Below are 11,800 nucleotides of genomic sequence, written 5' to 3'. Positions count from 1 at the left end.
CATCGCCGCAACCACCACCAAAACCGGGCTCAGGGTCCGGGCCGAACTGGACACCGGCATCTACCCCACCGGCGTGAAAGTACCCGACAAGGAAACGGTGGAACTCGAAGACAGCGGCACCCTGACCAGACACGAATGGCACCCCAAATGGAACTACACCCTCAAAAAACGCGACACACCAACTAAATAATCAGCGAGCCCTAAGTTCGCGTCGAATGGAAATCTCCATATTGGAAGTTCGCCCGTGTTTCAAGGCGGCAGCGCCTGCAGCACGGCAGAAGCCTGCGTCCGGGGATGGCAGGTTCGGTCAGCGGACAGGCCGGGGGGCTGGAGTGCTATCGAAGGGATGTTTGTGATGGATCGGCGCCTGTTCTTGAAGCTCACCTCTGCCGGAACACTAGGTCTGTTCCTGCCCAATCCGTTCGGCAGCCCCACGCTGGTCCGAACAGTGGCAATCCCGGGTGGCACACTGACGCCCTCCCAGGTAGCGAAGTACCGGACGGCGCTGCTGGTGCCCCCGCCGATGCCCAAGGCCGGGACAAAGCGGATAGGCTCGTCCGCGGTTGACTACTACGAGATCGCAGTCCGCCAGTTCTCCCAGCAGATCCTGCCCCCGGGGCTTCCTGCCACGACTGTATGGGGCTACGGCCCGGCGAAGACAAAGGACCCCAGGGCGCCGAGGATTTTCAATGCCCCGTCACTCACCATTGAGGCCGGGTGGAGGCGCCCGGTCCGGGTCAAATGGATCAACGAGCTAACCGACAGGTCGGGAAACTTTCTGCCACACCTTCTGCCCGTAGACCCCACCCTGCACTGGGCGAACCCGGGCGGCGGCGCGGCAGGACGTGATGCCCGGCCCGCATTTGACTCCACCCCGGGCCGCTATCAGGGACCGGTCCCGCTGGTAACCCATGTCCACGGGGCCGCGGGCGTCGGCGACGAGAGCGACGGGTACCCGGAGGCGTGGTACCTCCCGAAAGCCCGGAATATTCCGGCCGGTTACGCCACCAAGGGCACCTGGTATGACTTCTTTGCCCGCAAGGCGGCCAGGTCGTTTGGCTCTACCTGGGGCCCGGGATACGCGACATTCCAGTACCCGAATACCGAGGCTGGCACGAAGTGGTACCACGACCACACCCTCGGGATGACCCGGGTCAACGTCTATGCCGGACCTGCCGGGTTCTACATTGTCCGTGGCGGACCTCAGGGCGACAATGCAGTTCGGGACACACGCAATTGGCGCAGGGCGACCCTGCCAAACACGGAATCGAGTGAATTTGAGAAGTCGGCTCAGAACCGGAAACCCTACGAGATCCCCATCGCGATCCAGGACCGGTCCTTCAACTCCGATGGCGGCTTGTTCTACCCCGAAAGCCGGGAGTTTTTCGATGGCGTCACCGGCCCGTTCATCCCGGGCAGCGACCTCTCGCCGATCTGGAACCCCGAATTCTTTGGCAACACGCTCACGGTCAACGGCAACACCTGGCCCTTCCTTGACATCGAACAGCGACGGTACCGGCTGCGGCTTCTCGACGGCTGCCAGTCCCGCTTCCTCATCCTCGACTTCGCCTCCATCCCGGGGGTTGAGGTGTGGCAGATCGGCAACGAAGGCGGTTTCCTGGACCAGCCCGTTGATCTCACGACCCGGACCGGCGGCCGCCTGCTTATGGGCCCGGCCGAACGAGCCGATCTGATCGTCGATTTCACGAACGTCGCCCTCGGAAATCATGTCCTCAGGAATCTGGGGCCCGACGAGCCCTTCGGCGGGGGCCAGCCCGGCGTCGACTTCGACGCCGCTGACCCCGATGGGACAGGACAGGTCCTGGAGTTCAGGGTCGGAGCGCGGCACGGCTACGATCCCACGACGCCGCCCCGCTTCCTTCGGCTTCCAGCGCAGGCGGCGCTGCCGGCAGCGACCGTGACGCGACCTCTCGCATTGCTGGAAGAAACGTCGACGACGTTCCCCGGGTCGCCGTCCGCGGCGTTGCTCGGCACCGTCGCGGGCAATCCCAACCTCGCCGCGGGCGTATGGGCGAAGCGTATGTGGGTTGATGAGGTCTCCGAAAACCCCGCCGTCGGATCCACGGAAGTGTGGGAGTTTTACAACGCCACGGCCGATGCCCACCCGGTGCATGTCCACGAAGTGCTGTTCGAAGTGTTGGACCGGCAGCGCATCACCATCGACGAAGTGACCCAGCAGGTCCAGGTACAGCCAGGATCGGTGCCAACGCCGCGAGAGCCCGGGGAATCGGGCTTGAAGGACACTGTCATCGCCTACCCTCAGCACGTCACCCGCATCAAGGCGCGGTTCCTGAAGGCCGGCCAGTATGTTTGGCACTGCCATATCCTGGAACATGAGGACAACGAGATGATGCGGCCCTACCGGATTGGCCCCAAGAAGCCGGGCCAGCCGGGAGGCCCGGCCGCGAGTTGAGGACGGTGGCCCGCTCACCACAACGGGTAGGATCCCGGTCTTCGGACCGGGGTCCGTTGTCTAACCGGCGGCCGGGCCAGTCCGTTCGGGGCTGCAGCAACCGGCCGGCGCCAGTGGCTAAGACCGGAGCTCGCCGAGCCCGGCGATGAGCGTCTCAAGGCCCAGGCTGAACGCGACATCGGCCTGGTTCTGGTCGCCCTGCTCTGCCAGCCGAGCGACCGCGGCCGTGAAGTTCGGGGTCGACGCCGCCATGCTGCCGGAATCGAAGATGTCCGCCGGGGCCGTGACATCGTAGGCGGAACCGAAGATGAAGGACTCCAGGGCCACGATGGCCGGGATGATCCGCTCCTGCGGGAAGCCGGCCCGGCTGAACCCGGCGCTGACGGCCTCATACATGGCCAAGGTTTTCGGCGCGTCGGTCACCGGCAGCACAGCGATCACCGGGATCAGCGGGGTGTGCTTGGAGAATACATCCCGGTAGCTCCAGGCCCAGTCCCGGACGGCCACACCCCACGGCTCGGCGTCGAAAGCGGACACATCCACGAATGAGGTCAGGTGGTCCTGGATAAGGACCAGCACCTCCCGTTTGGATGAGACGTGGTTGTAAAGGGCTGACGGTGCCACATTCAGTGTGCGGGCAAGGGCGGCCATAGTGAATCCGTCGTAGCCACTTTTCCGGACCAGCTGCAGGGCCGCGGCTGTGATGCCGTTCTGGTCCAGTACGGCCGCGGCAGGCCTGCCGACCCGGCGGCGCGGCCTGGCCTCGGGGCGGTGGGAATCAGCGGGGGCGCTGGCGGCTGCCGACATTCCGGACCTCTCTACTGGGGGTGAGCGGGGTGACTCTATTGTGCCCTTCTTTGCGGCCGCGGTTCGATATGTAACTTTCTTCGTCCGGGGTCTTCCCCGCCGGAGAGGAAGGGGCTACAGTCGAGTCTAAATGAATGGCATTCATTTAGTGGTCCGCATCACTCCCGCGGCCACAGAGAGGACACCATGCTGGAACTTGACCGAGACGTCGTCATCGTCGGAGCAGGCCCCGCCGGGCTGACCGCTGCCCGCGAACTGAAGAAAGCCGGCCTGAGCGTCGCCGTCTTGGAGGCGCGCGACCGCGTCGGCGGCCGCACCTGGACCGACACGATCGACGGAGCCATGCTCGAAATCGGCGGCCAGTGGGTATCCCCGGACCAGACCGAACTGCTGGCGCTCCTGGATGAGCTCGGCCTCAAGACCTACTCCCGGTACCGCGAGGGTACGTCCGTCTACATCGGCGCGGACGGCAAGCGCATCTCATACTCCGGGGACTCTTTCCCGGTCGGTGAGACCACCGCCGCCGAAATGGACAAGCTCACCGCGCTGCTGGACACCCTCGCCGCCGAGATTGGCCCCACCGAGCCGTGGGCGCACCCGAAGGCCCGGGAGCTGGACACCATCTCCTTCCACCACTGGCTGCGCGCGAACTCCGCCGACGAGGAAGCGTGCAACAACATCGGCCTCTTCATCGCCGGCGGCATGCTCACCAAGCCCGCACACGCCTTTTCCGCGCTGCAGGCCGTGCTGATGGCCGCCTCCGCCGGGTCCTTCACCCACCTCACCGACGAGGACTTCATCCTCGACAAGCGGGTCATTGGTGGAATGCAGCAGGTGTCCGTGCTGCTGGCCGAGGAACTCGGTGACGACGTCGTCCTTGACAGCCCGGTGCGGACCATCAATTGGGGTGTGGCCTCCGCAGGGGAAAATACCGGAGGCCACCGGGTGACCGTCGTATCGGAGCGGGCCACAGTGAAGGCGCGTTTCGTGATCATGGCCGTACCGCCGAACCTCTACTCCCGGGTTTCCTTCGATCCGCCGCTGCCGCGCCGCCAGCACCAGATGCACCAGCACCAGTCATTGGGCCTGGTCATCAAGGTGCACGCCGTGTACAGCACGCCGTTCTGGCGCGAGGACGGGCTCTCCGGCACCTGCTTTGGCGCCGAGGCCCTGGTCCAGGAGGTGTACGACAACACCAACCACGAGGATCCCCGGGGCACCCTGGTGGGATTCGTTTCGGATGAGAAGGCTGACGCCGTGTTCGAGCTCAGCGCCGACGAACGCCGGCGGGCCATCCTCGAATCGATCGCCGGATTCCTGGGGGACAGAGCCCTCGATCCCGAGGTCTACTACGAGTCGGATTGGGGCTCCGAGGAGTGGACCCGCGGCGCCTACGCCTCGAGCTACGACCTTGGCGGGCTGCACCGCTACGGCAAGGACCAGCACGCTCCCGTGGGACCCATCTATTGGTCATCCTCCGACCTCGCTGCCGAGGGGTACCAGCACGTTGACGGCGCGATAAGGATGGGACGGACGACGGCGGCCCGGATCGTCGCCGCGGCGGACCGCGCCGCAGTCTCTTCCCATTCAGCTACTTCCTAAGAATCCGCCCAACAGCTCAGAAAGGATCGGCCAGATGCGCTACGTAGTGGGGTATTCCGCCAATGCCAGAGGCCATGATGCCGTGAACCTGGCCATCTCGCTGGCCCGAGGCCGGGGAGCGATCCTGGACCTGGTGCTGGTCATTCCCGGAGGTGCGCACCCCGGCGCCCCGCATGCGACCAAGGCGGGATTCGAGAACCTGCTGAACGAGCAGGCCCGGCACTGGCTGGACGAAGCCCTGGCCCTGGTTCCGGCCGATGTCCCCGCAGAGGCCCACATCCGCAGCGGAGACTCCGATGCCCAGACGCTGATCCGGGCGGCAGAGGAGCTGGGTGCGGACATCCTCGTCATCGGGGCAACCAGCAACGGCCTGTTCAAACGGTTCACCATCGGTTCGGTGGCCAGTACGCTGCTGCATGCCTCCACCGTTCCGGTGGCCCTGGCACCCCACGGCTACCACCGCAAGGAGGCCCTGACCCGGATCAGCTGCGGACTCGGAACCCGGGCGGGAGCCGGGAAACTGCTCGACTTCGCCATCGGCATGGCCGCGAACCGCAAGGTCCCGCTGCGGGTGGTCTCGCTCCTGGCGCTCGACGACGGCGACTCCCCCGATGCGGCCGGAGCCGCGCGCGAGTACGCGGAGAAGACGGTCGCGGCAGCCGCGCCGGTCAACCAGTCGGGCGTCCAGCTGGCGGCCACGACGGAGGTGGTCGTCGCACAGGGCCGCAGCATCGAGGAAGCAGTGGACCGCCTCGACTGGGAAGACGGCGAGGTCATGGTGATCGGCTCCAGCCGGCTGGCCAGGGATCGCTCCATCTTCCTGGGCAGCACGGCCAACCGCATCCTGCGGGCCCTGCCCGTGCCGATGCTGGTGGTCCCCAGCGGCTACGAACTCAAGCAGCAGCCCCATTCAACGTCGAATGACCACTCCGGAGAGGCACAGCAATGAGCACCGAACACGCGACGTCCAGGACCTCGCAAAACGAACACGCAGGACTGAGCGCCAAGGGACTCAAGGCCGGGTCTGTGGGGCTGATCGGCGCCGTCGTCATCGGTGTTTCCTGCATTGCCCCCGCCTACACGCTGACCGCGGCCCTGGGGCCCACCGTCTCTGAAGTCGGGGTGCAGCTGCCGGCGATCTTCCTGGTGGGCTTCGTCCCGATGCTGCTGGTCGCCTTCGGCTACCGTGAACTGAACAACGCCATGCCCGACGCCGGCACCTCCTTCACGTGGGCATCGCGTGCCTTCGGGCCCTGGATCGGCTGGATGGGCGGCTGGGGGCTGATCGCGGCGACCATCATCGTGCTGTCCAATCTGGCGGCCGTGGCGGTGGACTTCTTCTACCTCATGCTGGCCCAGCTTTTCGGAAACCCTGAACTGGCAGACCTCACGCTGAACCTTCCGCTGAACATCGTCACCACCCTGGTGTTCATCGCCCTGGCCTGCTGGATCTCCTACCGCGGCATGGAAACCACGAAGGGAGTGCAGTACGTCCTGGTGGCGTTTCAGCTGGTTGTGCTCGGCTGGTTCGCCGTCGCAGCGTTCAGTCACGTTGCCAACGGCACGGCCTTCGACGCCACGGCCATCACGCCGGAGTGGTTCAACCCGTTCGCCGTCGAGTCCTTCTCGGCTTTCGCCGCCGGCGTCTCGCTCTCAATCTTCATCTACTGGGGCTGGGACGTGACCCTGACCATGAACGAGGAAACGCGCAATCCGGAGAAGACCCCGGGCCGCGCAGCAACGGTTACGGTGCTGGTCATTGTGATCATCTACATGACCGTCGCGCTGTCCACCCTGACCTTCGCCGGCATCGGCGAGGAAGGCCTCGGCGCCGGCAACCCGGAGAACCAGGGCAGCATCTTCGCCGTCCTCGCCGGACCGGTGATGGGCCCCTTCGCAATCCTGATGTCGCTGGCCATCCTGAGCAGCTCGGCGTCGTCGCTGCAGTCCACCTTTGTCTCACCGGCGCGGACGCTGCTGGCCATGGGGCACTACAAGGCGCTCCCGCACAAGTTCGGCAATATCAGCCCGAGCTACAAGTCCCCGAGCTACGCGACCATCGCTTCCGCCGCGGCCGCGGCCGCGTTCTACGTCGTCACCCGCATCCTGTCTGAGAACGCGCTCCAGGACACCATCACGGCCCTGGGCATCATGATCTGCTTCTACTACGGCATCACGGCCCTGGCCTGCGTCTGGTACTTCCGGGCTGAGGCGTTCAGCGGCGCGAAAGCGTTCCTCTTCAAGTTCCTGTCCCCGCTGCTGGGCGGCGTCATCCTGCTGGTGATGTTCTTCAAGACCGCCTACGACTCGATGGACCCGGCGTACGGCTCCGGGTCGTCGGTGGGCGGGATTGGCCTCGTGTTCATCCTCGGGATGGGCGTGATCCTGCTCGGCGTCGTGCTCATGCTGGTCATGTCCAGGATCCGGCCCGAGTTCTTCAAGGGGCAGGTCCTGGCCAGGGGCAAGGGTGTCAGCACACCGTCCCACTGATCCGGACTGTAGACCCGGACAAAGAAGGTCCTCCTTTTGCCCGCCCCGGTAAGTAAGCAGACTCACCAATGGGCTGGTAAAAGGGGGACCTTTCCCCGTCCGGAACCGGAACGAGGTGGCAGCCTGCCGGATGCTGGATCATCAGTGGGTGCGGGTGCGGCCTATTCAATAATTTTCAGTCCGGTGCTCCAATTGAACGTTGCGTAGGCCGGATTGGCCTGCAGCGCCATGACCAGCAGCTGGAATCCCTCCAGTTCCCTGGCATGGTGCAGCCCGCCGACCTGCAGCGGCCGGAGCCCCGCGGCGGCGGCAAACGCCGCAACCTCGTCGCGGGCCTTCTCGGAATCCGAGGCGATGAAGACATCCAGTGGCAGCCCGCCCGTGGTGCCCGCCGTCAGCGGACCGGCGAACGTCGTATTGAAGGCCTTCACGACGGCGGCGCCGGGCAGCAGCGCGGCGATGTCCTCGGCGGCAGAGGTCCCCGGGTTCGACAACGAGGGCATCGAAGGTCTCCATGTTGACGGGGTTGCTGATCTCCACCACGATCTTGCCGCTCAGGGTGTCGCCATAGTGGGTGGCGACTTCCTTGGTCGGGCCGAAGTACAGGGCAAGGACCACGATGTCGCCTTCCGGGACGTCACCGAGGCCCCCGGAGGTGGTGCCGCCGCCCAGTTCGGCCGCGAGCGTGGCGGCGTGCTCCGGGGTCCGGTCCAGGATCTGGACCGCGCGCCCTGCGGCGACGGCCCGCGTTCCGATGGCCCGGGCCATGTTACCGCTGCCGATGATGGTGATGTATGTCATGGTGCCTCCTTCCGAGATAACCACGGACTAGCCGAGGCCTGACCGGAGACCGGTGGGCTCAGCTGCGCGCCGGATCCGCGGGGCGCGGTCCGGTGATGAGCGGTCCGGTGGTGCGCGGTCTGGCCGTGGGTCCAGCCGTTAGCGGTCCGGCCGTGGGTCCGACGCCGGCGGCCCGCTCGGCCTCGGACAGCGCCTGCTCCAACCGGGCAACCGCGGGTGCGTAGCCGGCATCGGCCGCGTCCCGGAGCTGCTCGGCAGCCTTCATAGCCCTGATCAGGGTTGCCGTTTCCTGCTGGTGGAGGTCGCTCATGGCCGGGTAGTCGATGCACTGGGCCGGATCCAGTTCGTACCGCCGCCACCGGGCCAGCGCGCTCTGGTGCCGGACCGCGGCAGCTGCATTCGCCGCTTCCGCCTCCCGGGCGGTCCGGCGGAGTTCAGACCGGCTGAACAGCCGCGGCGTCCACAGATTGGCGCCCACAGCCGTGGCCGCGGCGACGAATCCCAGCAGCAGTCCGGCCCATGGGGAGGCCAGGGAAGGCAATATCACCGCGGGTCCGACGACGGCGAGACCAGCGAAGCCATCCCAGAACACTGCATCCGGCAGACCGCCGTCGGCCGCCAGATGCTTCCGGGCCAGATACACGCTGCCTGCAACCGCGAAGACGACGACGGCGGCCAGGGCAAGCAACTGCCAGGCCGCTAGCGGGGTGGGTTCGAATAGAGCCGGCATGCCAACACCTCCAGGGACGCTGCCCGGGGCGGGCGCAGTTCCACTAATTCCATTGGAATCCATGGCGGCCGGGGCGTCAATGGTCCGCGGCATGCCCGGCCGCAGGACACGTTTACATGCGGGCCTGTTTGCGCCCTCTTTCGCTCGTCGGCCTCGCCGTTTCGATGGTTCCGAGCCAGCTAGACGGTTCGGAGCGTCGAGTGTGCACGGAACCGTCGAAACGGCCGCAGAGCACGCACCGGCGGCCGGGCTACTCGGCCGCGGCGCGTGCCTTCTTGGCGTCCTTCTTGTCGGCCTCGTCCTTGATCCGCTGGGCTTCGGTGCGGACGGCAGCGTGGGTGGAGCGCTCGGCGACCAGCCACGCGGGGGGAGCCTGCAGCAGCGCGGTGATTTCCGCCGTCGTGAGGGCTTCCTCAACGCCGCCGCGGGCCAGGCCGCTGATGGAGACGTTCAGCTTCTGCGCGACCACAGGGCGGGGGTGCGGGCCGGTGCGGCGCAGTTCGGCCAGCCACTCCGGCGGGTCGGCCTGGAGCCCGGCGAAATCGGCGCGGGTGATGACCGAATCCTGGAACTCCTGGGGTGTTGCGGGCAGGTAGATGCCAAGCTTTTTGGCAACGGTGGCCGGCTTCATGGACTGGGAGTTTGCAGAGGTCATACTTCAAGGATATCCGGCCCGGGAGTTCGCAGGGCACCAGGCAGGCACCGGGGCGGGACCGTACTCCAGCACTGGCGGTACTGTGAACATGTGTCCGCAGATGATGAATCCCCCCACGCCCCCGATGAAACTTCCGGCGCAACCGCCGCCGTCCCAGCCGTTGCAGCAGCACGGGAGCTGCGGTTCGCCTATGTCGCCGGTGTGACCCCTGGCAAGTGGATCCGTCGCTGGGAAGAGCGAATGCCTGATGTTCCGCTGCGCTCCTTTATGTCCGACGACAGCGCCCAACTCACTGTGTTGAGCGACGGTTCCGCTGACCTCAGCTTTGTCCGGCTTCCGGTGGAGCGCGACGGCCTGAGCGTCATCCCGCTGTATGAGGAACAGCCGGTGGTGGTGGCGCCCAAGGGTCACGAGGTTTCCGTGTTCGAGGAAGTGGCGCTGGCGGACCTGGCCGCCGAGACCTTCCTGGACGTTGCCGAACTTGGCGGGCCCGAGACGGCCCTGCAGGTGGTGGCGTCTGGCGCGGGCCTGGCGATCCTGCCGATGTCCGTGGCCCGGCACTTCAATGTCAAGGACACCGTGGCCCGGAAGCTCACGGGGGCGCCGGTCACGGAGATCGCCCTGGCCTGGCCGCTTGACACCATGGATGAAGTGATCGAGGAGTTCATCGGGATCGTCCGCGGGCGTACCGCGGCCAGTTCACGCCAGCCCTCGGCCCAGCAGGAAAAACCCAAGAAGGAACCCAAGCCGGACCGGCGGGGAACCGGGGTCAAGAAGCCGAAGGTCGCCCAGCGGTACGCGCCGAACCCGGACAAGGGCCGCGGCAAGGGCTCACGCAAAAAGGGCAAGCGCTAGGCCGCATTTTGTGGGCGGATGCGTTCCTGGCTGGCGCCGCTACTGGGCGTAGCCGCACCTTGGCGCGGGCGTTCCGCTTGGTGCAGCCGCACCTCTGGGCGCAGGCGTTCCTGGTCACCGCCGCTACTTGGCGCAGGCGTCCTTGAGGGCCGTCACGGACTCGGCCGGAACCTGATCTCCCGAGGCGGCGATCTGCTTCAGCGGGGTGATGATGTCGGACGGGACCCCAGCGGTTTCGGCGCCGGCCACGAGGCCGCCAAGGAGTTCCTTGTCCTTCACGCTGACGAGGCCGTCCTCCACGAGGGCGCAGGCCTGCTTCTTCACCTCGGTGGCGGCTGCCGTGGCAACCTGGGAGGCGCCGTCGTTAACAGCTTTTTTGGCGGCATCCTCGACCTGTCCGCACCCGGTCAGGGCGATCAGGAGGGTGGCGGCGGACACGGCGGCGAGAGTGCGTTTCATCTGTCCAGCCTAGCAACCGGGGCTGAAGAGCTAAACAAGCGGGGCTGACGAGTTCTGTCCAGCCCACGAAGGGTCTGACGAGCCTGCTCGGGCCGGGAATCGACGCGCAAAGTTCCCCGCGACACCCAAAATTCCCCGCGACACGGGAAAACCGGTGTCGGCAGGAATTTTGCGCGTCGCAAGGCTGAATGCGCGTCGCGGAGCGCGGACGTCCATGACCTCAGCCGCCGTAGACGGCGGTTTGCTTCGCTTCCGAGCGGTCCAGATAGGCCAGCAGTAGGTCGCCGGCCCTGTCCAGCTCGCCGGCTTCGAGTGCCGCGCAGATTTCCTCGTTGTGGTCGAGGTAGCCGCGGTAGAAGTGCGCGTCCACGGTGGCTTTGTGGAAGAACAGGCGCATCTCGGCGAGGACCTGGGACATGACGGTGTCCAGCCGGCGGCTTTCGGCCAGCGCCACGATGGCGCCGTGGAAGTGCTGGTTGGCGGTACCCAGGGCTTCGTCGTCGTCGGCGGCCGCAGCGACTTTTCCTTCCTCGACGGCGGCCCTGACTCCGGCAATCCGTTCGGGGCTGCCTCCGCCGCGGATGGTGGTCACTTCGATCGCGCGGCGGACCGTATAGACGTCATGGATGTCGCCGGGCCCCAGGCTAGCGACGAACACGCCGCGGTTGGGGAGCCGGACCACAAGCCGCTCCGCAGCAAGTTCGGCAAAGGCTTCCCGGACGGTGTTGCGGGACACCCCGAGGTCCTCCGCGATGGTCGATTCGGTCAGCCGGGTGCCGGGCAGCAGCACCCCTTCGGCCAGCTGAAGGCGAAGTTCGGCCGCCACCCGGTCGGCAACCGAGGGGACCGTGACGCGCAGCCGAGCCGCTGCTGCCGCCTGCGCTGCTGACGCAGCTGTTGCTGAATCCGGCCGAGCCGCCTGCGCTGCTGACGCAGCTGTTGCTGAATCCGGCCGAGCCGCCTGCGC

General features: G+C 66.5%; 11 protein-coding genes and 2 pseudogenes. 6 read left to right on the top strand and 7 right to left on the bottom strand.

Features of this window, described 5'->3' with window-relative positions; genetic code table 11:
- Together RCH07_RS18325 and RCH07_RS18320 are read left to right on the top strand one after the other, a co-directional pair.
- Positions 1–166, top strand: a pseudogene (locus RCH07_RS18325) (ISAzo13-like element transposase-related protein); the annotation flags it as partial.
- A 207-nt stretch (positions 167–373) separates the two neighbouring features.
- The gene (locus tag RCH07_RS18320; protein WP_326968920.1) at positions 374–2,434 is read left to right on the top strand and encodes a multicopper oxidase family protein; all 2,061 of its coding nucleotides are present in this window, start codon (positions 374–376) and stop codon (positions 2,432–2,434) included.
- A 117-nt stretch (positions 2,435–2,551) separates the two neighbouring features.
- Here the strand turns inward: RCH07_RS18320 and RCH07_RS18315 are convergent, their stop codons facing one another.
- Positions 2,552–3,241 (bottom strand): TetR/AcrR family transcriptional regulator, encoded by a 690-nt coding sequence (locus tag RCH07_RS18315; RefSeq protein WP_326968919.1) that lies wholly within the window; start codon positions 3,239–3,241, stop codon positions 2,552–2,554.
- Between the two features lie 186 nt (positions 3,242–3,427).
- On the opposite strand from RCH07_RS18315, the gene RCH07_RS18310 reads away from it, so the two are divergent.
- The 3 genes from RCH07_RS18310 to RCH07_RS18300 are packed head-to-tail and all read left to right on the top strand — an operon-like array spanning position 3,428 to position 7,333.
- On the top strand, positions 3,428–4,843 hold the full coding sequence (locus tag RCH07_RS18310; protein ID WP_326968918.1) for a flavin monoamine oxidase family protein: 1,416 nt from the start codon (positions 3,428–3,430) through the stop codon (positions 4,841–4,843).
- A 34-nt stretch (positions 4,844–4,877) separates the two neighbouring features.
- A complete protein-coding gene (locus RCH07_RS18305) occupies positions 4,878–5,792 on the top strand; it encodes a universal stress protein (RefSeq protein ID WP_326968917.1) in 915 nt (304 codons plus the stop codon).
- Positions 5,789–7,333 carry an APC family permease gene (locus RCH07_RS18300; RefSeq protein ID WP_326968916.1) on the top strand — a complete coding sequence of 515 codons (1,545 nt, stop codon included), beginning with the start codon at positions 5,789–5,791 and terminating at the stop codon, positions 7,331–7,333. The genes RCH07_RS18305 and RCH07_RS18300 overlap by 4 nt, the downstream gene beginning before the upstream one ends.
- A 161-nt stretch (positions 7,334–7,494) precedes the next feature.
- On the opposite strand, the gene RCH07_RS18295 is transcribed toward RCH07_RS18300, so the two are convergent.
- The 4 genes and pseudogenes from RCH07_RS18295 to RCH07_RS18280 form a co-directional block, all read right to left on the bottom strand.
- Entirely contained in the window at positions 7,495–7,836 is a 342-nt protein-coding gene (locus RCH07_RS18295; protein ID WP_326968922.1) for a hypothetical protein, read from the bottom strand.
- Positions 7,837–7,915: 79 nt separating this feature from the next.
- Positions 7,916–8,101, bottom strand: a pseudogene (locus RCH07_RS18290) (NAD(P)-binding domain-containing protein); the annotation flags it as partial.
- A 91-nt stretch (positions 8,102–8,192) separates the two neighbouring features.
- Positions 8,193–8,864, bottom strand: coding sequence for a hypothetical protein (locus RCH07_RS18285; protein WP_326968915.1), 672 nt, complete (start codon positions 8,862–8,864; stop codon positions 8,193–8,195).
- 250 nt (positions 8,865–9,114) lie between these two features.
- Entirely contained in the window at positions 9,115–9,519 is a 405-nt protein-coding gene (locus tag RCH07_RS18280) for a DUF5997 family protein (RefSeq protein WP_326968914.1), read from the bottom strand.
- A gap of 240 nt (positions 9,520–9,759) precedes the next feature.
- Between RCH07_RS18280 and RCH07_RS18275 the strand changes: the two genes are divergently transcribed.
- Complete coding sequence (locus tag RCH07_RS18275) at positions 9,760–10,374, top strand: LysR substrate-binding domain-containing protein (protein ID WP_326968913.1); 615 nt, start codon at positions 9,760–9,762, stop codon at positions 10,372–10,374.
- A 123-nt stretch (positions 10,375–10,497) separates the two neighbouring features.
- On the opposite strand, the gene RCH07_RS18270 is transcribed toward RCH07_RS18275, so the two are convergent.
- Together RCH07_RS18270 and RCH07_RS18265 are read right to left on the bottom strand one after the other, a co-directional pair.
- A complete protein-coding gene (locus tag RCH07_RS18270) occupies positions 10,498–10,833 on the bottom strand; it encodes a hypothetical protein (RefSeq protein WP_326968912.1) in 336 nt (111 codons plus the stop codon).
- Between the two features lie 220 nt (positions 10,834–11,053).
- Positions 11,054–11,692, bottom strand: coding sequence for a GntR family transcriptional regulator (locus RCH07_RS18265; protein ID WP_326968921.1), 639 nt, complete (start codon positions 11,690–11,692; stop codon positions 11,054–11,056).
- Between the last annotated feature and the right edge of the window lie 108 nt (positions 11,693–11,800).

The sequence above is a fragment of the Arthrobacter sp. CG_A4 genome, assembly GCF_035985125.1.
In the GTDB taxonomy this organism is placed as follows: Bacteria; Actinomycetota; Actinomycetes; order Actinomycetales; family Micrococcaceae; genus Arthrobacter.
The sequence above is the reverse complement of the archived record's forward strand: the minus strand, read 5'-3'. Positions and strand labels throughout refer to the sequence as shown.

Excerpts from the sequence above, each read along its gene's own strand:
- RCH07_RS18310 (WP_326968918.1), top strand. The coding sequence starts at position 3,428 with ATGCTGGAACTTGACCGAGACGTCGTCATCGTCGGAGCAGGCCCCGCC.
- RCH07_RS18300 (WP_326968916.1), top strand. The coding sequence starts at position 5,789 with ATGAGCACCGAACACGCGACGTCCAGGACCTCGCAAAACGAACACGCA.
- RCH07_RS18270 (WP_326968912.1), bottom strand. The coding sequence starts at position 10,833 with ATGAAACGCACTCTCGCCGCCGTGTCCGCCGCCACCCTCCTGATCGCC.
- RCH07_RS18315 (WP_326968919.1), bottom strand. The coding sequence starts at position 3,241 with ATGTCGGCAGCCGCCAGCGCCCCCGCTGATTCCCACCGCCCCGAGGCC.
- RCH07_RS18305 (WP_326968917.1), top strand. The coding sequence starts at position 4,878 with ATGCGCTACGTAGTGGGGTATTCCGCCAATGCCAGAGGCCATGATGCC.
- RCH07_RS18295 (WP_326968922.1), bottom strand. The coding sequence starts at position 7,836 with ATGCCCTCGTTGTCGAACCCGGGGACCTCTGCCGCCGAGGACATCGCC.
- RCH07_RS18285 (WP_326968915.1), bottom strand. The coding sequence starts at position 8,864 with ATGCCGGCTCTATTCGAACCCACCCCGCTAGCGGCCTGGCAGTTGCTT.
- RCH07_RS18280 (WP_326968914.1), bottom strand. The coding sequence starts at position 9,519 with ATGACCTCTGCAAACTCCCAGTCCATGAAGCCGGCCACCGTTGCCAAA.
- RCH07_RS18275 (WP_326968913.1), top strand. The coding sequence starts at position 9,760 with ATGCCTGATGTTCCGCTGCGCTCCTTTATGTCCGACGACAGCGCCCAA.